The organism is Gemmatimonas aurantiaca (genome assembly GCF_037190085.1).
In the GTDB taxonomy this organism is placed as follows: domain Bacteria; phylum Gemmatimonadota; class Gemmatimonadetes; order Gemmatimonadales; family Gemmatimonadaceae; genus Gemmatimonas; species Gemmatimonas aurantiaca_A.
Genome location: NZ_JBBCJO010000005.1, coordinates 115,722 through 136,960 on the forward strand (window position 1 = coordinate 115,722; position 21,239 = coordinate 136,960).

Consider the following 21,239-nt stretch of genomic DNA (forward strand, 5'->3'; position numbering starts at 1 on the left):
TCCCACTATGCCACGCGTCAAGTCCAACGTCGTTCGTCTCAAGCGCAAGAAGCAGATCCTCAAGCACGCCAAGGGTGCCTTTGGCGGACGCTCCAAGCTCTGGAAGGCTGCCAAGGAAACCGTCGAGCGCGGCTGGCGCTATGCCTACCGCGACCGCAAGGCCAAGAAGCGCGACTTCCGCCGCCTCTGGATCGTGCGTATCAACGCCGCGGCCCGCCTGAACGATCTCTCGTACAGCGCGTTCATCAACGGCCTCCATGCCGCCGGTCTCGAGATCGATCGCAAGGTGCTTGCCGATCTCGCGGTGCGTGAGCCCGAGGCCTTCGCGGCCATCGCGGCCCAGGCCAAGCAGGCGCTCGACGCCAAGACGGTCGCTGCCTGAGGTTGCTCCTGATCGCGTTTCCACACGCGCGCCGGGACGCCGTACGACGGTAGTTCGACGGTCCCGGTGATCGGGTGTGTGTCTGGTTAAGTTGTGAGGGCCGGTATCGACAGATGCCGGCCCTTCGTGCTCCCGTCTCCGAATTTCCTGTGAACCTCTCCGAGTATCTCGCGCAGGCCGACGCGCTGGCAGAGGAGTGTCACGCACTCCTCGCCGGGCTGGACGCCGCCACGCGCCTCGATGTCGCCAAGGGGCAGCTCAACGCGCTCAAGGACGACCGCCTCGCGTCGTTGCAGGGTGCGCTGCGCACGCTGCCGGCCGATGACCGTCGGGCCGCCGGCGGGGCGTTCAACACGCTCAAGCAGCGCATCCAGAACGCGCTCGACGCCTTCGCGCAGCGCCAGTCGGCCGCGAGTGGGGCAGCCACGTTCGACGCCACCATGCCGCCGCGCGGCCAGTGGCGCGGATCGCTGCATCCGGTCACGCTCGTCATCGACGAGATCTGCGAGATCTTCCGCGAACTCGGATTCACCGTGGCCCTCGGGCCGGAAGCGGAAACGGAGTGGTACAACTTCGGTGCGCTCAACTTCCCGCCCGATCATCCGGCGATGGAGCTGCACGATACGCTCTATCTCGGCGAGGACACACTGCTGCGCACCCACACGTCGCCCGTGCAGGTGCGCACGCTGCAGCAGTTCGCGCCGCCGGTGCGGGTGCTGGCGCCGGGACAGGTGTATCGCCGCGATTTCTTCGACGCCACGCATGCGCCGGCGTTCATGCAGCTCGAAGGGCTCGCCGTGGACGAAGGCGTGAGCTTCGTCGATCTCAAAGCCACGCTGGCGGAGTTCGCGCGCCGTTTCTACGGCGCCACACGCCGCGTGCGCTTCGGGCCTTCGTACTTCCCCTTCGTCGAACCCGGCGCGCAGATGGACGTCGAAGTCGATCTCGGCGATGGCAAGGGCCTGCGCTGGGTGGAGATCCTCGGCTGCGGCATGGTGCACCCCAACGTGATCGAAGCGGCGGGACTCGACAGCGAGAAGTACACCGGCTGGGCCTTCGGCATGGGGCCGGCCCGCATCGCGATGTCGCGCTATGGCATCAACGACATCCGTGTTCTCTACGATTCCGACGTCCGTTTCCTGGAGCAGTTCGCGCGATGATCGTTTCGCATGAGTGGATCAGACAGTTCGTTCCGCATACGCTGAGCGCCCAGGAAGTGGGTGAAGCGCTGAGTCGCCATTGTGTCACCCTCGATGGCATCGAGATGCTGGGTGCCGAACTCGCATCCTTCGTGGTGGTGCGGGTGGTCGAGGCGGGACGACATCCGAATTCGGATCATCTCTGGGTCACCAAGGTCGACGATGGCAGTGGGGAACTGCTGGACGTCGTCTGCGGTGCGCCGAACGTGGTGGCGGGCACGAAGTATCCCTTTGCCCGCACCGGCACGCTGATGCCGGGCGGACTGCGTATCGAGAAGCGCAAGATCCGTGGAGAGACCTCCAACGGCATGCTCTGCTCCGCCCGTGAGCTGGGACTCGGCGAAGAACACAACGGTATTCTCGCGCTCGACACCGACGTGCCACCGGGCACACCGCTGCTCGAGGTCATCAAGGTGGCCGATGCGCGCCTCGATCTCGATGTGTTGCCCAATCGCCCCGATCTGTTGTCGCATCTGGGCGTCGCCCGCGAAGTCGCGGCCATCACCGGCGCGCCGCTGTCGCTCATTCCGGCCGATCTCACCGCGCCGGTGTCTGACGTGCTGGCCATCGAAGGCAAGACCACGGCCCGTGGCACGCATGCCACGATCGTGGTGGACGATGCCGTGAGCTGTCCGCGCTTCGTGGGCGTGGTGATCACCGGCGTGCAGGTGACGGAGAGCCCCGAGTGGCTGCGGCAGCGGCTGGCCAGCATCGGACAGCGCAGCATCAGCAACGTGGTCGATGCCACCAACTACGTGTTGCATGGCCTCGGTCATCCCGTGCACGCGTACGATCTGGCCACGCTGCAGGATCGCACCATCACCGTGCGTGGCACGCGCGCGGACGAACCGTCGCTGGTGACGCTCGATGGCACGACACGCGCCATCGCGCCCGGTACGACGGTGATCTGCGACGGCGCGCGTCCCATCGGCCTCGCGGGCGTGATGGGTGGGCTCGAAACCGAAGTCACCACCGCCACCACCGACGTGCTGCTGGAACTGGCCGTCTTCGAGCCGCGTTTCGTGCGGCGCGTGCGGCGCGCGGTGGGTCTCTCCACCGATGCCAGCTACCGCCTCGAGCGTGGTGTCGATGCGCAGGATGCGGAAGCGGTGGCACGCGTGGCGGCATCGCTCATCGCACAGGTGGCCGGTGGCACGGTGCGCGAAGTGCTGATCGTGGGAGAGCCGGTGTCGGCGCGGGAGCCGGTGACGCTGCGCCCGGCCCGCGTGACGCGTCTGTTGGGGATCGAGGTGCCCACTTCGGAAATCGTGCGTCGTCTCGAATCGCTGGGGTGCACCGTCGATCGGCGTGACGAAGAACTGGTCGTGCACGCGCCCGGCTGGCGACATGACCTGGGCCTCGAAGTCGATCTGATCGAGGAAGTTGCGCGCCTCGTGGGCTTCGATGCGCTGCCCGATGAACTGCGGCCGTTCCGCGCGGGCAACGCGCCGGACCATCCGCTGCATCTCGCCGCGCGTCGGGTGCGCGATCTGCTGGTGGGCGTCGGCATGGCGGAAGCACGTCCGATGCCGTTCACGTCCACCGGCGACGAGCGCACCCCGCGGGTGCGCAATCCGCTGGCGGAAGACGAACCGTTCCTGCGCGCGTCGGTGCTCGATACGCTGGCGCGCCGCGCGGAATACAATCTGTCGCGCATGCAGGGCAATCTGCGGCTCTTCGAGATCGGTGACGTCTTCACCCCGCGTGACGGTCGACTGCCCCTCGAAGAGACGCGCGTGGGGGCGCTGCTCATGGGCGCTCGGCGGCCGGCGCACTTCACCGAACCCACGCCGCCGGCATACGACGCCTGGGATGCCAAGGAGCTGGCGCTGCGCATTGCCGCGGCGGCGTTTCCGGGACGCCCGGCCACCCTGCCACCCATGGAAGGCATGCTGGGATGGCACATCCACGTGGAAGGACTCGGCGTGGTGGGTGCGGCGCACGCCGTGACGCTCGATCGCCCCGTGTGGGCATCGGAAGCCTGGGGCGTGGAACTCACGCTGGGCGTGATGTCGTCGGACGACGTGGCGCCGGCCGGTCAGCATGCGCATGGGCCCGCCGAGCGGGAATCGGGCGCCACGCGCGCGGTGCGGTTTGTGCCGCTGCCCACGCAACCGGCGGCGGAGTTCGATCTGGCGTTGCTCGTGCCGGACGGCGTGTCGGCGGAGACGGTGGATGCCGCATTGCGGCGCGCGGGCGGCGAGTTGCTGGAGCAGGTGCAGCTCTTCGACGAATTCCGCGGAGCGGGTGTGCCGGAGGGCACACGCAGCCTCGCCTGGCGGTTGACGTGGCGTCATCCGGAGCGCACGCTCCGGGACAAGGAGCTGGAGGGCCGTCGGGCCCGTCTGCTCGACATCCTCGACAAGGAACTGGGTATCCGTCCACGTGCGTCCTGACGTTGCTGCCTTCCGGGAACTCGACACGCTGGTGCGCAATCTGAGCGATCAGTTGGCCACCTATCGTCGGCGCGCGCTGTCGTCGGAACAGCGGACACGTGAATTGGAGCAGCAGATCGGCACGGCCACGGGGGCATTGCAGGAGCTGCGTGGCCAGGCGGAGGCCCTGCGTTCGGCGCGCGACAGTTCACGGGCCGAGGCCGATCGTCTCCAGAAAGAGCTCGAGGCGGCCCGCTCCGAACTGGGGCGGGTGCAGTCCGCCTATGAGGAAGTGGCGGCGCGTTCCACGCCCGAAGGCATCGATCAGGAGCTGGCTCGTGAGAACGCGCAGTTGCGGGCCCGTCTCACCGATGCCCGCGATCGTACCGCGCAGTTGGGTGAGCGGGTGCGCTTCCTCCGTCAGCAGGTGGGCCAGGGGGTGGAACGGTGATGGACCAACGGGCGCTGGTGAAGGTGCGCATTCTCGGGGACGACTACTCCCTGAGAACCGAGGCGTCGCCCGAACACACCAAGGCCGTGGCCGAGCACGTGGACCGGACCATCCGGGCGATTCTCGCCGGGGCGTCCACGATGGAAACGCAGAAGGCCGCCATTCTGGCCGCGCTGCAGATCACCGACGAGCTCTTCAAGGAGCGCGGCGCCAGCGAGGCGCTGACGGCCGATCTCCGGCAGCTCGCGGCCGACATCCGGCCGCTGCTGCCCCCGGCCAAGCGCGGCGAGGACCAGGGCGCCGCCTGACGGGCCGGCCTGCCTGACGGTTCGGGCCGTGACGGCTGCCCGCCGGCGGCCGGCGGCATCCCGGTGGCGCTCCGAGGGGCGAAACCGTTGCGGTGCACCCCGTGGATCCGTACGTTCTCAATATCAGCCGTTGGAAGCCGCGGATTCGCGTATTGCCCCTGAGCGTCATCTGGAAGCCAGGGGCAATTCGCGTGGGCCGCCGGCTTTTCGGCGTTTCGCATAGATCCGACAGTTCACGAATCCGGACCCGCGTTCGCGCGCGGTGGAGCATAGATCCTCATGGGAGAACTTTCCCTGGCCGCGCTGACAGGCGCGCTGGGCGTGGTTGCGGCTGTGATCGCCTTTGTGTTCGGACGACGCTCCGGACGCCAGGATGAGGTCGCAGAACAGCAGCGGGCCAAGGCCACGGCGGAACAGACCGCCGAACGCATCCTCGACGAGGCCCGCCGGGAAGCGGACACGCTGCGGAAAGGCGCCGTGGTCGCCGGCAAGGAAGAAATCCTGCAACTGCGGGAGGTCCATGAGCAGGAATTCCGTCAGCGCCGGATCGAGGTCGAGAAAGAAGAGAAGCGGGTGCTGGAGCGTGAAGCCCAGCTCGATCGGGCACGTGAAGGGGTGGAGGGACGCGAGCAGGAGGTCCAGCGCCGCAATCGCGACCTGGCCGGCCGCGAGGAGGGTGTTTCGTCTCGCACCCAGGAGCTCGACCGCATGGTCCTGGAAGAGCGCCGCAAGCTCGAGCAGATTGCCGGGTTGAGCGCCGATCAGGCCAAAGCCGAGCTCGTACGTCGCCTCGAAGACGAAGCGCTGGCCGATGCCGCCAGCCGGCTGCGCGAGATCCGTGAATCGGCCAAGCGGAATGCCGACCGGGAGGCCCGCAAGATCGTGGCCCTGGCCGTGCAACGCGTGGCCGCGGAGACCACCGCCGAAACCACGGTGTCGGCGGTCTCGCTCCCCAACGACGAAATGAAGGGCCGCATCATCGGCCGCGAAGGGCGCAACATCCGCGCGTTCGAACTGGCCACGGGTGTCGATGTCATCATCGACGACACGCCGGACACGGTGGTCGTCTCGTGTTTCGATCCGGTGCGCCGCGAAACGGCCCGCCTGGCGCTCGAAAAACTGGTGAGTGACGGTCGGATCCATCCGGGCCGCATCGAGGAAGTCGTGGCCAAGGCGCGTCGCGAAGTCGAAGTCGCGATCGTGGAAACGGGCGAGCAGGCCGCGTACGAAGTGGGCATCACCGGCCTGCATCCGGAGCTGATCAAGCTCATCGGTCGCATGAAGTGGCGCACCAGCTATGGCCAGAACATCCTCGCGCACAGCAAGGAAGTGGCGTGGCTGGCAGGCATGATGGCGGCCGAACTGGGACTCGATGTCGCGCTCGCCAAGCGCGGCGCGCTGCTGCACGACATCGGCAAGGTGCTCACGCACGAGCACGAAGGCACGCACGTGCAACTGGGCGTCGAAGTGGCCACCAAGTACGGGGAGAATCCGTTGGTGGTCAATTGCATCGCCGCGCATCACGACGATGTGCCGCACGAAAGTGAGGTGTCGGTGCTGGTGCAGGCGGCCGACGGTATTTCCGGCTCGCGCCCCGGTGCCCGCCGTGAGGCGTTCGAGACCTACGTGAAGCGTCTGGAAGGGCTGGAACGCATCGCGTCGAGTTATCGCGGCGTCGAGCGCGTGTTCGCGATTCAGGCGGGACGCGAAGTGCGTGTGGTGGTGACTCCCGAACAGGTGGACGACGCGCGCATGGCGGCGCTCTCGGAAGAGATCGCGCGGCGCATCGAGTCCGAACTGCAGTATCCCGGCCAGATCAAGGTCGTGGTCATCCGAGAAAGCCGAGCGGTGGATTTTGCGCGCTGAACTGATCGACGGAAAAGCGATTGCCGCGGACATCCGCGCCGAGATCGCGCGGGACGTGGCTGTGCTGACAGCCCGCGGTGTGGTGCCGGGACTCACGGTGGTGCTGGTCGGCGACGATCCGGCGAGCGCCACGTACGTGGGCGCCAAGGAGAAGGCGTCGGTGGCGGCCGGCATGAACGGTGGCACCATCCGGTTGCCGGCCAGCACCACGCAGGCGGAATTGCTGGCCCTCGTGGAGCAACTCAACGCCGACGACACGGTGCACGGCATTCTCGTGCAGATGCCGCTGCCCCGGCATATCGATCCCGATACCGTCATCCGGCACATCCGTCCCGACAAGGACGTCGACGGTTTCCACCCCGAAAACGTCGGCAAGCTGCTCATCGGGCACACCGATGGGTTCGTGTCGTGCACACCGGCCGGTGTCATCGAACTGCTGCTGCGGAGCGGCGTCGACACGCGTGGCGCGGAAGCGGTGGTGGTGGGCCGCAGCAACATCGTGGGCAAGCCCATGGCCGCGCTGCTGGTGCAGGGGCGCGCCGGCGGTGATGCCACGGTGACGGTGTGTCACAGCCGCACGAAGGATCTCGCCGCGCACACGCGTCGCGCGGACATTCTCATTGCCGCCATCGGCCGTGCGGAGATGATCACCGGCGACATGATCAAGCCGGGTGCCGTGGTGATCGACGTGGGCATGAACAGCGTGCCCGACGCCACGAAGGCCAAGGGCAGCCGTCTCTGCGGCGACGTGCACTTTGCCAGCGCCGTGGAAGTGGCCTCGAAGATCACGCCGGTGCCCGGAGGGGTGGGGCCGATGACCATCGCGATGCTGTTGCGCAACACCGTTCGCGCGGCGGAACGGACTGCGGATCGTCGCGACGCTGGGCATGCGGCGGCAAATGCGGCGGCGAACGCCGGCCCGAACACCGAACAGGCGCCCGGGCGCTGAGGAACGACGCCGTGTCACGCGCCGCGTCGCACGACTACGGGCCGCGTGACATCGCGCCCGGCAGTGAACCCGAGGCTGCCCTCAGCGTTCATACGCTGACCAGCGCCGCCAAGGACCTCATCGAAGGCGCATTCCCGCCGCTCTGGGTGCGCGGTGAAGTCACGAACTTCAAGAAACATCGCAACGGGCACTGGTACTTCTCGCTGCGGGACGCCCAGGCGCAGGTGAATTGCGTGATCTGGAGTTCGGCCACGCGACGCATTCCTGCGGCTCCCGACGAAGGCATGCAGGTGATCGCGTTGGGGCAGATGACGGTCTGGCCCGTGCGCGGTGATCTGCAGTTCTCGGTGCGGCAGCTCGAGGCGGAGGGGGATGGACTCTGGCGCAAGGCGCTGGAGCAGGCGCGGTTGCGTCTGGAACGCGATGGATTGCTGGCGGCAGAGCGGAAGCGGCGATTGCCCGCCTTTCCCCGTCGTATTGCCGTCATCACGAGCCCCGATGGCGCGGCACTGCACGACATCATCACCGTGACCCGCGGCCGGAGCGCCGATGTCGAACTGGTGGTGGTGCCGGCAAAGGTGCAGGGCGACGGGGCACCCGAATCGTTGATGGCGGCGCTCGATCGGGTCGCGCGCTGGGGGAAGGCCGATCTCGTCATCATCGGTCGGGGCGGCGGCTCGCGCGAAGACCTCTGGGCCTTCAACGACGAGCGACTGGCGCGCGCCCTGGCCGCCTGTCCGCTGCCGACGATTTCAGCGGTCGGGCACGAAGTGGACATCTCGCTCTGCGATCTCGTGGCCGACCTGCGGGCCGCCACACCCTCGGCGGCAGCCGAGCTGGCTGTGCCATCACGACGTGAACTCATCGCCCGGGTGGACGCACTGGGCAAACGCCTGGCGTCGGCGGCCGTGCGGCGCGAGGAGCGGGCCGCGGCGTCGCTGGTGCAGGTGCGGAAGCGACTGGCGCTCATGGCCACCCGGGTGGTCGATCGCCGGCGTGCGCGCATCGAGACGCTGGCCGGCCAACTGCAAGCCCTGTCGCCTCTGGCCACGCTCGCGCGCGGATTTGCCGTGGCACGCGGGGCCGACGGCGCTACTTTGAACAGACGGGAACAGTTCGCACCGGGCGCGCCTTTTGAGCTCTGGCTGCAGGACGGCATCGTGGACGCGACCGTGCAAGGCGCGCGTCCACTTCCCGACGGCATGGCGCCGGGCACCTCGGAACATGGAACATCGGAGCACGGGTGATGGCGGAGGCGAGCGCGAAGGCGAGCGTGGATATGAGTTTTGAGCAGTCGCTGACACGGCTCGAGGACATCGTTCGGGAGCTCGAACGACAGGATCTGTCGTTGGAGCAGGCGCTCCGGTTGTTCGAGGAAGGCGTCGGACATCTGCGGTCTGCCGGCACGGCCCTGCAGGCCGTGGACGCGCAGGTACAACTGCTGGTGGAAGCCGCCGACGGCTCCTTCTCCGTCGAGGATTTTGGTGACTGACGTCGCGGCCGGAGGCCCGCGCACCGACGATCGGTCCGACAATCGCTCCGAAGGTGGGTCGTTTGCCGCTGACCGGCTCGCCGTTCAGCGGGCGCTCGAGGTCTTCTGCGCGCGGTGGCTGGGCGAGTTGCCCGAGGTCATCGCGGACGCCGTGCGGTACGCATTGCTGGGGGAGGGCAAGCGTCTGCGGCCCGTGCTCATGCTGGAGGCCTACCGGGCCTGTGGGGGCGCGGGCAAGGCCTGCGATCTCGCGGCGGCCATCGAGGTCGTGCACACCTATTCGCTGGTGCACGACGATCTGCCCTGCATGGACGACGACGACATGCGTCGTGGTCGTCCCACGGTACACAAGGTGTACGGAGTGGCGGTGGCCACGGCCGCCGGCCTCGCCATGGTGCCGCTGGCGGCGCGTTCGGCCTGGCATGCGGCGTCGGCCCTGGGACTGCCACCCGGGATCGCCGGTGACATTGTGCGCGAGCTGATGGTGGCCGCAGGTGCGGGCGGCATGATCGGCGGACAGCTGCTCGATCTGGAAGCCGAGGGGGCACCGCTCAGCCTGGAATCGCTGGAACGGGTCCACCGTCTCAAGACCGGGGCCCTCATCCGCGCCAGTGTCACACTGGGGGCACGGGCCGCCATGGCGTCCCCGGAGCGCCGTCACGCCCTCGACCGGTATGGTGCGTCAATCGGTCTCGCCTTTCAGATTGCAGATGACGTGCTCGATGTGACGGCCACGACCGACCAGCTCGGGAAGACCGCCGGCCGGGATCTCGATCTTCACAAGAGCACCTATCCGGCGCTCCTCGGGGTAGAGGGAGCGACCCAGCGGGCCGTGGCGTTGGTGGAGGAAGGGTGTGCGGCGCTCGACCAGGTGGGGCTGCTCACGCCCACCCTCGAGCAGCTCGCCCGTTTCATCGTAGAGCGCCGGTCCTGATCACGCTGCACCATACGTTCTCATGTCGATTCTCGAACGCATCAATTCTCCCGCCGATGTTCGCGCGCTCTCGCGTGATGAACTCCGCACGCTGGCCCAGGACATCCGTGATCGCCTGATCGATGTCTGCTCGCGCACGGGTGGCCATATCGGCGCCGGCCTGGGGGTGGTGGAGCTGACGATTGCCCTGCACGCGATCTTCGACACGCCCACCGACCAGCTCGTGTGGGACGTGGGGCATCAGGCGTATCCGCACAAGCTGCTCACCGGGCGCAACACGCGCATGGAGACACTGCGGCAGGAAGGCGGTCTGTCCGGCTTTCTGAAGCGCACCGAGAGTGAGTACGACACCTTCGGCGCCGGTCATGCCGCCACCGCGATTTCGGCTGCGCTGGGCATGGCGGCCGGCCGCGACGTGCTGGGCGAGGCGTTCAAGGCCGTGGCCATCATCGGCGACGGCTCGCTGGGATCGGGGCTCGCGTACGAGGGGCTCAACAACGCCGGTCATTCCGATCGGGACATCATCGTGGTGCTCAACGACAACGAGATGTCCATTGCGCCCAACGTGGGCGCCATGCACAAGTACCTCACCAGCATCCAGCGTAATCCGCTGTACAACCGGCTGCGCTCGCGCATCGGCGAGATCGTCGACAATGCCCCCGCGCCGTTCACCGGCGTGAGCACGCTCGTGCGCAAGTGGGAAGAGAGCGTCAAGTCGTTCCTCACGCCCGGTGTGCTCTTCGAGGAGCTGGGCTTCCGGTACTTCGGCCCGATCGACGGACACGACATCGACGCGCTGCTGGAGACGTTCACCGCCGTGCGCGACATGAATACACCGCGCCTCGTGCACGTCATCACGCAGAAGGGACGCGGCTTTCCGGCCGGTGAGCATGGGGAGAAGTGGCACGCTCTGCCGCCGGGCCATGATCCCGCTACGGGCAAGCCGCTGTCGGTGTCGGCGGGCAATCCCGCCTACACGGCGGTGTACGGCAAAGGACTCGCCGAACTCGGTGCCGAGCGCAAGGACGTCGCGGTGATCACTGCCGCCATGCCCAGCGGCACGGGAACGGCGGCGTTTGCCAAGGCTTATCCCGACCGCTTCTTCGACGTGGGCATCGCGGAAGGTCATGGCGTCACGTTTGCGGCCGGCCTCGCCACACGCGGCGTCCGGCCCGTGGTGACCATCTACTCCACGTTCCTGCAGCGCGGCTACGACAACATCATCCACGATGCGGCGTTGCAGAAGCTGCCGGTGATCTTCGCCATGGACCGGGCGGGGCTGGTGGGTGAGGACGGTGAGACGCACATGGGGCTCTACGACATCGCGTACATGCTGTCGGTGCCCAACATGACCGTGACCGCGCCACGCAACGGCACCGAGATGCTCGGCCTGCTGCGCGCCGGTGTCGAACACACCGAGGGACCGTTCTGCCTGCGCTATCCGCGTGATGCCTCGCCCGACGTGCCGGCGGCGATGTCGTCCATCGCGGCAGTGCCGTACGGCACCTGGGATGTGCCGCGCCGTGGACGTGATGTCGCCATTCTCGCCGTGGGCACGATGGTCGAACCCGCGCTGCAGGCCGCGGAAACGCTGGCGACAGAAGGCCTCGACGTGACGGTGGTGAACTGCCGGTATCTCAAGCCGTACGACGCCGTCACGCTGAACGCCATTCTCAGCGAGCATGGACAGATCCTCACCGTGGAGGAAGGCACCGTGGTGAACGGATTCGGCGCGTACATGAGTGCCATCATTCACCGTCTCGCGCCACAGGTGCGCACCGCGGTGCATGGGGTGCCGGATCAGATCGTCTATGCTGCGCCACGCAAGAAGCAACTTGCCGCGCTGGGGCTCGATGCGGCCGGCATCGCGGAGCGCGTGCGTGCGCTTCGTGAATCGGGGCATGAATCCGAGGCGCTCGCCGACTGATGCGTGTCGGCGTCGTGGGGCATCGCGGGTACGTCGGACTTCCGGCCGTACTCAACACACTGCTCGACAGTGCGCAGGCGCTGAACCTTTCGCTGGCGTTCGAAGACGATCTGTGGGAGATCGCCGAGGAAGGTGAACGGTTGCAGGATGCGGGGTCGCTCGATGCGCTGATCACGCTGGGTGGTGATGGCACGCTCCTGCGCGGTGCGAGGCTCGTGAACGGCCGGCAGATCCCCATCCTCGGCGTGAATTTCGGCCGGCTCGGTTTTCTCACGAGCTGCAGCGCGGAAGACATGGAGGAAGCGATCGGGCGTCTCGCGCGCGGGGAGTTCGTGTCGGAGCCGCGCATGACCCTCGAATCGTGCGCCATCGATGGGGACAACTCCGAACGATGCCGCTGGCTCGCGCTCAACGATGTGGTCATGCACAAGGGCGGGTTTGCCCGCCTCGTGAAGTTTTCCGTGTTCGTGGACGGCGAACCGATCGGCTCCTATTCCGCCGATGGATTGATCATCAGCACCCCCACGGGTTCCACGGGATACTCCCTGTCCGCGGGCGGACCGATCATCGTGCCCACGGTGGAAAGCATCGTGCTCACGCCAGTCTCGCCACACACCCTCGCCATGCGGCCGTTGGTGCTGCCCGCCGAAGCGGAAGTGAAAGTGCGTGCGGATGATGGGCCGGAAGAACTTTTGGTAACGGTGGATGGGCAGGTCGGCACTACCTTCACCGGTGGTGAGGTGCTCATCGTGCGACGCGCCCCTGACCCCGTACAGATCGTCCGCCTCCCTGGCGTCACGTTCTTCACGCGCCTCCGGCACAAGCTCGGCTGGGGCGGACTCTCGGGGCGCGACGGCGAAGCACGCTGACGTCGGCTGACATCGGCTGACATCGCTCGCATCCGTCCCGGGCCTCGTTTCTTCGCTTCGTTTCTTCCATGCTCGTTGAACTCCGGATTCGCAACGTCGCGGTGATCGACACGGTGGCCCTGCCGCTTGGCGCGGGGCTCAACGTGCTCACGGGCGAAACCGGTGCGGGCAAGTCGCTCATCATCGGTGCGCTGGGCATGTTGCTGGGTGAACGCGCCACCAGCGACCGCATCCGCGCGGGCGCCGAGCGGGCGTCGGTGGAGGGCATCTTCGAACTGCCCGCGGGACATGCGCTGTTCGCCGATCTCGACGCCAGGGGCATCGAGGTCGATCAGGGCGGCAGTGCCACCATCGTGCTCAAGCGCGAGGTGTCGGCCAACGGTCGTTCGCGCGCCTGGATCAACGGTTCTCCCGTGACGGCCGCGGTGTTGTCCGATGTGGGCGCGCAGTTGGTGAGCGTGCATGGACAGCATGAGTCGCGCGCGCTGGTGGACACCGAGCATCAGCGCGACATGCTCGACGAGTATGTCCAGGCTGGCGCCGCCAGGCGCGAGGTGCAACAGGCGTTCGAGCGGTTGACCGAACTCCGCAAGCGCGAGCGCGAACTGCAGCAGCGTCGGCAGGAGGCGTTGCGGCGCGCGGACTATCTGCGGTTTCTGGTGCAGGAAATCGCGGACGTCTCTCCGACACCGGGCGAGGACGAGGCGCTGGACGCCGAGATCCGCCGTTTCTCGCACGCCGAGGAACTGCAGGCGCATGCCGCGCAGGCCGCGGGTACGATCTCCGGTGACGAACGATCTGTTCTTACGCGATTGGCCGCGGTGCGGCGCGCGCTGCTCGGTCTTTCCCGCATCGATCCGGACACCGAGCGTCTGCAACCGGGATTCGACAGTGCCGTGTATGCGCTGGAAGAACTGGCGCGTGAACTCGAGATGTACGCGGAATCGGTGGAGGCCGACCCCACGCGGCTCCGCACGCTCGAACGTCGCCGCGACGCATTGCATGGCGTCATGCGCAAGTATGGGCCCACGCTCGACGATGTGCAGCGCACGCATGATGACGCAACGCGGGAACTGGCACTCGTGGATGGAGACGACGCCGAGCTGTCTGTCATTGCCGGCGAGCGTGAAGCGGTTGAACGCGCATTGCACGAAGGCGCGGCACGACTGACCGCACTGCGTCGACGTGGTGCGGGCCAACTGGCCACGGCGGTCACCGCCCTGTTCCCGGAACTGGGCATGACCGATGGCCGGCTCAACGTGCACATCACGCCGCTGGAATCGATCGGTGCGAGCGGAGCCGAGTCGGTGCAGTTCCTGGCCACGCTGAATGCGGGTATGGAAGCACGCGCCCTCGGACGTATCGCTTCGGGGGGGGAGCTCGCGCGGGTCATGCTGGCGTTGAGCACGGTGCTGGCGGCCCTGCAGCAGGTGCCGACGCTGGTGTTCGACGAAGTCGATGCGGGTGTGGGCGGCGCCGTGGCCTGGCAGGTCGGTGCGCTCATGCGGCGTGTGGCGCGGCACCATCAGGTGCTCGCCATCTCCCATCTGGCGCAGATCGCGGCCCGTGCCTCACATCACGTGGTGGTGCACAAGAGCGCCGTGGGCACGGTCACCACCGCGGACACCTTCGTGGTACGCGACGACGCGCGCGTGATGGAAGTGGCCCGCATGCTCGGCGGCGACGCCGACCGCGAGGTGAGTCGGGCGCACGCGCGCGAACTGCTGGCGCGCGGTGAGGATGGTGAGCATGTGGAAGTGACCGATGAAGCACCGCCGACCGCATCGTCAGAGACGTCAGCAGTGCCACCGGCCGCGCCGCAGGCGTCGCGAACGCGTCAGCGCCGCGGAAAGCCGGTATAGACGCGGAGTTCCAGTCGGTCGGTCATCACGGCCGGCACCACACCGCCCGATGCACTGATGGGCACCGTGTGGGTGTACATGACCTCGGCCGCGATACGCGAGCGGCGACGTGCATAGCTGGCCAACGTCGAGAATGTCACACCCACCGCGGCGGCCTGCAGTGTTCGCGATGGGACGGTGAACTCCGCCATGAGCGGGCGGCTTTCGAACGAGTTCCCCGTGTCGTAGTGATCCTCGCCCCAGCGGCGCATGATGTACGCGCCGGAGACACCGAAGAAATCGCCGAAGGAGATCCGGGGCGCGACTTCGATGTCGGTGCGCATGCCGAGGGTGCGCACGGCGTCGCCCACCTCCACCGGATTGGCGAACGTCGTCTCGATCGTGCGGTAGGGCAGGACCACGGCCATGTGATCGCTCATGGGTTTGGCGGCGCGTACGGTGGCACTCATCCAGAGACGGCGCGACCAGACCAGATCGGTGGTACTGCGCACGAGCACCGCATTCGCGCCTTCGCCGATGGGCACGTCGAAGGCGTCTTCGGTGCGATCGGCGCCGGCCGTGCCGAAGCGCCATCCCCCCGACACCATCGTGCGCACCCCGCGTGTGGCGGCCTGGAGCCGCCGCGCCTGATCGGCACCGAACGTGTCGTAGAGCAGGAACGACGCCGTGAGATCGATGTCACCGATGCCGGCGCGACGGGTGTTGCCCAGTCGTTCATAGCCCACGCCCATGCTGCTGTCGGTGCCGATGAACGGCATGCCGCCGGGTCCCAACACACGTGTGGCCGCCGAGGGCTGCGCCCCTTCGGCAATGGATGTGATGCCGTATTTGGCGAAGTCGGTGCGCAGCCCACCGAGGGTGCCGGCCACGTTCGTCTGCGCCGCCGAGCCGGTGAGGGGAACGAACGGCGCCCCACGGCTGGCTGTGGTGCCGTACACCGTCACCACGGCATCACGCACCGTCTGCGTACGCGTCACGAGCGTCTGCGCGGCCTGCGGATTGGCGCGGATCGCGTCGCACTCGGTGGCCATCGTGTCCGCACAGCGGGTGATCTCGGCGGACAGTGCCGACCGGGCCTGATCCAACTGACCCACCAGCGTGGTGTTGGAGGCGGCCGATGTGGCGGCCGTGCTGCCCAGCAGCGCCGGGTTCAGGCCGACATTGGCGCCGGTGCCCACGCGATTGAGCAGGAGTTGCGTGACGTCGCGCGATTCGGCGTAGGGAACCAACACCCGGAACGAGAGCCGTCGTGTGGCGCCGTATTCGAGGCCGATCGGGGCAATGCTCTGGCGCACCTCACCCGACGCATCGAGGCGCCCGAGCGACATGGCGTACCCATTCTCGCCCGTCAGGGTGCGCAGTTGATTCTGGGCCTCGGCAAGACGGGGCAGCAGGCCGACGCCTGCACTTTCCATGGCCAGCGCGCCCAGCAGTGGACCGCGTCTGGCACCTCCGCCGGACGCATTCGGTGAAAAGACCTGGTCGTAGTCGTTCCAGAGACCCGAGACCAGGTACCGGAAACCGCCGCGTGACAGCGGAATGGCATCGTCCCCGGCGCCCGCCACGGCCTGCGCCGGCAACACACGGGCCGGGAAGAGCAGGGCTGCCGTGAGCAGCGATGCGGCGAGTGCGCGTGCCGCCGGCAGGGAATGAACGCGCGAATGCACGCGGACGCGAGCGCGGTGCTGAATGAGAGGAAGCCGAGGCACCGGTGCTAGATTAGCCGTGGGCGGAATGGGCGTCAACGATGCGTCATCAAGGGTCTCACCTTGCCGTCTCACTGTCTCTTCCTCTCGTGTCTGCCGTGCAAATCCCCTCCGTTCCCTGGCAACTGACCGGCAATCACTGGCTCACGATTCCGTGCATTCACCCGGCGGATGGGGCGATCCATGCGCTGGGCGTACTGCATCGGGGAGCCCGGGCCGCCATCGAGATGGCGGGGAGTGCCGACTTCGTCTCCGGACGCGATACCCCACTGCTGCGGCCAGTGTTACGCGTGAATGGTGAAATCCGCACGCTGGCCGCCGAAGGGATTGCCTGGGAGCGTGCCGTGGGCTGGCTGCCCACCTTCACCTGCACGATTGGTCCACTCGTCGTGCGGGGGACGATTTTTGCCCCCTATGGCCGGGATGCCGATATGGCGGGCGCGGTCTACACGTTCACCGTGGAAAACCGTGGTGCGCAGGCGGTGACGGTGGACGTCGCGCTGGACGGCACCCTCGGTCATCGTCAGCAGCGTGTCAGACGTGCGCGGCCTTTTGATGATGCGCACGTCGTCAGTCGCGGCAGCGATGACACGATTCTGTTGGAAGGATCGGCTATCCCCGGGCTGGTGGCGGTGGCCCTGGGTGCCGACGGTCCGGCCACCATCGAGGTGGATGAAGAGCCGTCCCACGCGCCCCGGCATTTTGCCCTGCGTCGCGAACTGAGTGTGCCGCCGGGGGGCGCGGCGCAGGCGGCGTTCTACATCGCGGTGGGACCTGAGCGGGACGGCGCCGAGGCCACGGTGGCGGTGCTGCGACGTCGCGGTTGGCGTGCGTTGCTCTCCGCCACGCGGTCGGCGCTCGTCACCCTCGAGCAGAGCACGGGCAGCGAAAGCCTCGATGGCCTCGTCAACCGCAATCTGCTGTTCGCGTATTTCTACGCCGTGGGACGCGCACTGGACGATGCGCACTACTACCTCGTGCGTTCGCGCACACCGTGGCACGCGATGGGGTGCACGGTGCGCGACTGGGAAGCCCTCATGTGGACGCTGCCGGCCGTGCAGTTGGCCGACAGCGGGCTCGCCCGGGAGTTGCTGGTGCGGGCGTGCGAACTGCACGGTTATGCACCGGGGCAGGGCGTCCACTATTTCGACGGCACGCTGTTCCAGCCCGGATTCACGCTCGAGGGGCCGGCAGCCTTTGCGATCGCGACGGACCGGTACATCCGCGATACCGAAGACGAGCAGATCGTGGAGGACCCGGTGGTGGCCGACACGCTGTATCTGGCGTCCGACGACATCACGGCGCGACGCGATGAACGGGTGCCGCTGTTCAGCACGGAGGTGACCCCATCGGGCACACCGGCCGCGTTTCCGTTCACGCTGCATGGCAATGCTGCGGTGGCGATGGCGCTGGATGTGTTCCGTCGCACGCTCGATGAAGAAGCCGCGGCGGCCGTCGAAGACCCCGAAGCGGTGCGTGGGGCCATCCGCCGGCATTTTGCCGTGGATCGTGGAGAGAAGGCGCGTCTGGCCACCGCGGTGGATCTCGCCGGTGGCGCCGCACTGGAGGACGATGCGGTGGGATCGTTGCTCTGGCTGCCGCTGTACGAAGCCCTCGATCGTGAGGACTCCCTGTACCGCCGCACCGTGCGCGCCGTCGGGCGTGCGCAGGGCACCGAAGCGCCGCTCGTGCCGCAACTGGCGCGGCTGCTCGGTCCGGAGGCGCAGGACGTCATTGGCTGGCTGCGCCGGGCGGCGCTGGACAATGGCGTGGCCGCACAATTCGTGGACGGCGACGGACGGGCGACGCGCAACGGCGGCGACGCCTCGCTGGCTGGCCTGCTGGCCTACACCGTGTGGTACGCGGCGCATGCGCTGGGGATCAAAGGCTAGGAGATCGACCGCGGGATTCCGGGGCTGGCGCGCCGGGGTGCTTGTCCCGGGCGCCGTGCGCCGCTACAATCCGGAGCGCGTCTGACGCGCTCATGCGGGAATAGCTCAGTTGGTAGAGCACAACCTTGCCAAGGTTGGGGTCGCGGGTTCGAGTCCCGTTTCCCGCTCTGATTCGCTGGTGCAGGTGGGTATATTTCGGTGTACAGGTGTTCGGAAGACAGGGCCTTCGGGTCCTGTTTTTTTTTGTGTGTGCGGGGCCTGGGGTTTGGTGTGAAGAGCGTGCGCTTCGTATACCGGAACCGCGCTTCCGGCCCTGTAGAATGCGACGTGTCCCTCATCTTCGTATTGCACATTCGCTGCGACGATCCGATGATTGAGCTGCATCGCCGCCCGGATTGGCAACGCATGATCTCTGGTTCATTCACTATGCGATATCTCCTCTGGCAGCGTCTCGAACGCCCGACATCGGCGATGGGACGATGGGCCTGGATGACGCTGCTCGGCCTCGCCGGCTTTTCCATGTCGCTGCACGCGCAGGTCGTGCGGGGCACGGTGCGTGAGGCCACCCAGCGGCCGGTGACCGGGGTGCTCGTCACTCTGCTCGACAGTGCGGATACCCCACTTGGACGCGCATTCTCGGACAGCGCGGGGGAGTTCCGGCTGCTGGCCACGCGTCCCGGCACGCTGCGCCTGCGCGCCCAGCGCGTAGGCTATCGGCCCACCACCACCGCGTCCTTCGTGGTGGGAGCCGGGGCCACAGTCATGCAGACACTCGTGCTGGACGGCGCCCGTACACAGCTCGACGCCGTGCGGGTGGTGGCCCGCAGCAGTTGCGGCAAGGTGAGCGCTGACGACGCGCCGCTGCTGTCGGTCTGGGAGCAGGCGCACACCATGCTCTCCGCCTCTCTGCTCACATCGAGCACCCGCGGCTACACCACCAGCATGCTACGCGTCCATCGGATTCTCGATCCGGGTGGCCGCATTCTCGATCAGAACCTGCAGGTGGAAAGCGGCAACTTCACCGCCCCCTGGGCGTCGCAGCCCATCGCCACGCTGCGCACGAAGGGCTACGTCTGGGCGGATCGCGAGAATCAGCTCACGTACAATGCCCCGGGCATCGACGCGCTGGTCTCGCCTTTCTTTCTCGACGACCACTGCTTCCGGCTCGTGGCCGGCAAGCAGCCGTCGGAAATCGGTGTGGCCTTCGAGCCCGTTCCGGAGCGCATGCGACTCACCGAGCTGCGCGGCACGTTCTGGGTGGATCGCGCGTCGGCCGAATTGCGGCGCCTCGAGTTCCAGTACACCAATGCCGAGAGCATGGGGAGGACCACCACCGCCGCGGCCGCCGTGCAGGAGATGAAGGACGATCCCCTCGCGGGTGGGGGCGCGATGCGGTTCGTCCGATTGCCTGGCGGGGCCGTGCTCATCGAGCGCTGGGAACTGCGCATGCCCGTGATGACGCGCGAGACGTTTGCCGGCCGTACCCGCACGCGCCTCGATTTCACCGAAACCAGCGGCGGCATGTTGCTGGCCATCCGGCGCGGGCGCGACACGCTGTTCGTGCAACCGCGGGTGGCGGTCCGTGGCATCGCCCAGGACTCGGCCAGTGGTCGCGCGCTCGGCAATGCCCGGGTGCGGCTGCTGGGTACGGGCTATGAGGCCGAAGCCGGGCGCGATGGCCGGTTCGTGCTGCCCGATGTGCTGCCGGGCGCGTACACGCTGGCCGTGAGCACCGCGCAACACGATTCGCTGGGGCTGGCGAGCGGTGAGGCGGTGGTGGTGCGCGATTCCATGCCGGCACTCACGGTGCGCGTGCCGTCGGCGTATCAACTGGCGAACGTGTTGTGCGGCGGGACGTTTGCCGCGGTCTCACGGGGGGCGCGCGCCACGCGCGGCGCCTTGTTCGGTCGGGTCACGGCCACGGATGATACCGTGGGGCTGGCCGGCGTCCCTGTGGTCGCCGACTGGACCGACACCGTACCCGATGTGCGACCCGATGCCCGAACGGACGTCCGCGGTGGGCGTCCGGTGGAAGCGAAACGACTCGCGACGACCACCGATGCAACGGGGCGCTACCGGTTGTGCGGTGTGCCGTTCGATGTGGCGCTCGCGGTCCGGGTGTTGTCACCCGACGGCCATGTGCTGGCCACGCCTGCGCAGGTCACCCGCGCGCATCAGTTGGCGGCGGTGCCGTTGCTGGTGGACCGTTCGCGCCCGGCCACGGGCATGCTGGTGGGCACGGTCGTATCGGCCGCGACGGGACGCCCCGTGCCCGATGCGGAAGTGATCATTGTCGGCACCGATCGCCTGGCGCGCACCGATACCGCCGGCGCTTTCCGCCTCGACGGGATTCCGGTGGGCACGCGGGAGCTGAGTGTGCGCCGCCTGGGCTTCGCGGTGACCAGTGCCTCGTTGACCTTTGCGGCGAACGATGTGGAGGAACGCCGCGTGGTGCTGAACGCCCTCACCACACTCGAATCGGTCGATGTCAACGCGGACCGGGTGCCCATGCGATTGACGGAGTTCGAAGAGAATCGACGCGTCGGTCTGGGTCACTTCTTCGATCGCACGCAATTGGCGAGGATGGACGCCTTCCCCCTCAGCTCTGCACTCACGACAACGTCCGGACTCACCCTGGCGGGCGGTCGGTTCCCGCTGTCGTCGCGCACGCCCCCCTCGCTGAGCGCTTCGGCGGCAGACTGCCTCCCGCCCGGTGTGCAGCATGGCAGCAACGTCTACAACCCCTCCACGGCGGAGCGGAACAGGGGCGTCGCCTGCGCCTGCTATCCGCATGTGTATCTCGACGGCCGACTGGTGAACCCCGGGCAGCCTGCGGAGCCGTTCGATCTCCAGCGCGTTCAGACACGAGAGATCGAAGCCGTGGAGTGGTATGCTTCCCCATCGCAGCTACCGGTGCAGTTCGCGCGCCTCAATTCGACGTGTGGCGTACTGGTGCTGCATTCGCGGCAGAGCGGTGACGGGGACACGCGGGCGGCCGACGGCGCCTGGACCAGCGGCCCCTGACAC

16 protein-coding genes and 1 tRNA gene are annotated in these 21,239 nt (G+C 67.6%); 16 read left to right on the forward strand and 1 reads right to left on the reverse strand.

Annotated features, from left to right (window positions below):
- Window positions 1–7: 7 nt before the first annotated feature.
- The 13 genes from rplT to recN all read left to right on the forward strand — a co-directional run bounded on the left by rplT (window position 8) and on the right by recN (window position 14,614).
- Window positions 8–382, forward strand: a complete 375-nt coding sequence (gene rplT / locus WG208_RS06220) for a 50S ribosomal protein L20 (RefSeq protein WP_337170474.1) — start codon at window positions 8–10, stop codon at window positions 380–382.
- A gap of 149 nt (window positions 383–531) precedes the next feature.
- Window positions 532–1,542, forward strand: coding sequence for a phenylalanine--tRNA ligase subunit alpha (gene pheS / locus WG208_RS06225; protein WP_337170475.1), 1,011 nt, complete (start codon window positions 532–534; stop codon window positions 1,540–1,542).
- Window positions 1,539–3,977 (forward strand): phenylalanine--tRNA ligase subunit beta, encoded by a 2,439-nt coding sequence (gene pheT, locus WG208_RS06230; RefSeq protein ID WP_337170476.1) that lies wholly within the window; start codon window positions 1,539–1,541, stop codon window positions 3,975–3,977. Before pheS ends, pheT begins: the two co-directional genes overlap by 4 nt.
- Entirely contained in the window at window positions 3,967–4,407 is a 441-nt protein-coding gene (locus WG208_RS06235) for a hypothetical protein (protein WP_337170477.1), read from the forward strand. The genes pheT and WG208_RS06235 overlap by 11 nt, the downstream gene beginning before the upstream one ends.
- Window positions 4,407–4,715, forward strand: a complete 309-nt coding sequence (locus WG208_RS06240; RefSeq protein ID WP_337170478.1) for a cell division protein ZapA — start codon at window positions 4,407–4,409, stop codon at window positions 4,713–4,715. The genes WG208_RS06235 and WG208_RS06240 overlap by 1 nt, the downstream gene beginning before the upstream one ends.
- Window positions 4,716–4,994: 279 nt before the next feature.
- Window positions 4,995–6,581, forward strand: a complete 1,587-nt coding sequence (gene rny / locus WG208_RS06245) for a ribonuclease Y (protein WP_337170479.1) — start codon at window positions 4,995–4,997, stop codon at window positions 6,579–6,581.
- Entirely contained in the window at window positions 6,571–7,530 is a 960-nt protein-coding gene (folD, locus tag WG208_RS06250) for a bifunctional methylenetetrahydrofolate dehydrogenase/methenyltetrahydrofolate cyclohydrolase FolD (RefSeq protein ID WP_337170480.1), read from the forward strand. Before rny ends, folD begins: the two co-directional genes overlap by 11 nt.
- A gap of 11 nt (window positions 7,531–7,541) precedes the next feature.
- On the forward strand, window positions 7,542–8,777 hold the full coding sequence (gene xseA / locus WG208_RS06255) for an exodeoxyribonuclease VII large subunit (protein WP_337170481.1): 1,236 nt from the start codon (window positions 7,542–7,544) through the stop codon (window positions 8,775–8,777).
- A 32-nt stretch (window positions 8,778–8,809) separates the two neighbouring features.
- Entirely contained in the window at window positions 8,810–9,022 is a 213-nt protein-coding gene (xseB, locus tag WG208_RS06260) for an exodeoxyribonuclease VII small subunit (protein ID WP_337170482.1), read from the forward strand.
- Window positions 9,015–9,956, forward strand: a complete 942-nt coding sequence (locus WG208_RS06265; RefSeq protein ID WP_337170483.1) for a polyprenyl synthetase family protein — start codon at window positions 9,015–9,017, stop codon at window positions 9,954–9,956. Before xseB ends, WG208_RS06265 begins: the two co-directional genes overlap by 8 nt.
- Window positions 9,957–9,978: 22 nt before the next feature.
- Entirely contained in the window at window positions 9,979–11,883 is a 1,905-nt protein-coding gene (gene dxs / locus WG208_RS06270; RefSeq protein WP_337170484.1) for a 1-deoxy-D-xylulose-5-phosphate synthase, read from the forward strand.
- Window positions 11,883–12,752: an NAD(+)/NADH kinase gene (locus WG208_RS06275; protein WP_337170485.1), complete on the forward strand. Its 870-nt coding sequence runs from the start codon at window positions 11,883–11,885 to the stop codon at window positions 12,750–12,752. The genes dxs and WG208_RS06275 overlap by 1 nt, the downstream gene beginning before the upstream one ends.
- A gap of 68 nt (window positions 12,753–12,820) precedes the next feature.
- Window positions 12,821–14,614: a DNA repair protein RecN gene (gene recN / locus WG208_RS06280; protein ID WP_337170486.1), complete on the forward strand. Its 1,794-nt coding sequence runs from the start codon at window positions 12,821–12,823 to the stop codon at window positions 14,612–14,614.
- On the opposite strand, the gene WG208_RS06285 is transcribed toward recN, so the two are convergent.
- Window positions 14,590–16,281 carry a hypothetical protein gene (locus WG208_RS06285; protein WP_337170487.1) on the reverse strand — a complete coding sequence of 564 codons (1,692 nt, stop codon included), beginning with the start codon at window positions 16,279–16,281 and terminating at the stop codon, window positions 14,590–14,592. The genes recN and WG208_RS06285 overlap by 25 nt on opposite strands.
- A 128-nt stretch (window positions 16,282–16,409) precedes the next feature.
- Here WG208_RS06285 and WG208_RS06290 point away from each other — a divergent pair, with 128 nt between their 5' ends.
- From WG208_RS06290 to WG208_RS06300, 3 genes are all read left to right on the forward strand, one after another.
- The gene (locus tag WG208_RS06290) at window positions 16,410–18,212 is read left to right on the forward strand and encodes a hypothetical protein (protein WP_337170488.1); all 1,803 of its coding nucleotides are present in this window, start codon (window positions 16,410–16,412) and stop codon (window positions 18,210–18,212) included.
- Between the two features lie 94 nt (window positions 18,213–18,306).
- Window positions 18,307–18,379: transfer RNA gene (locus WG208_RS06295), tRNA-Gly, on the forward strand.
- A gap of 259 nt (window positions 18,380–18,638) precedes the next feature.
- The gene (locus tag WG208_RS06300) at window positions 18,639–21,236 is read left to right on the forward strand and encodes a carboxypeptidase-like regulatory domain-containing protein (protein ID WP_337170489.1); all 2,598 of its coding nucleotides are present in this window, start codon (window positions 18,639–18,641) and stop codon (window positions 21,234–21,236) included.
- The last annotated feature ends 3 nt before the right edge of the window (window positions 21,237–21,239 follow it).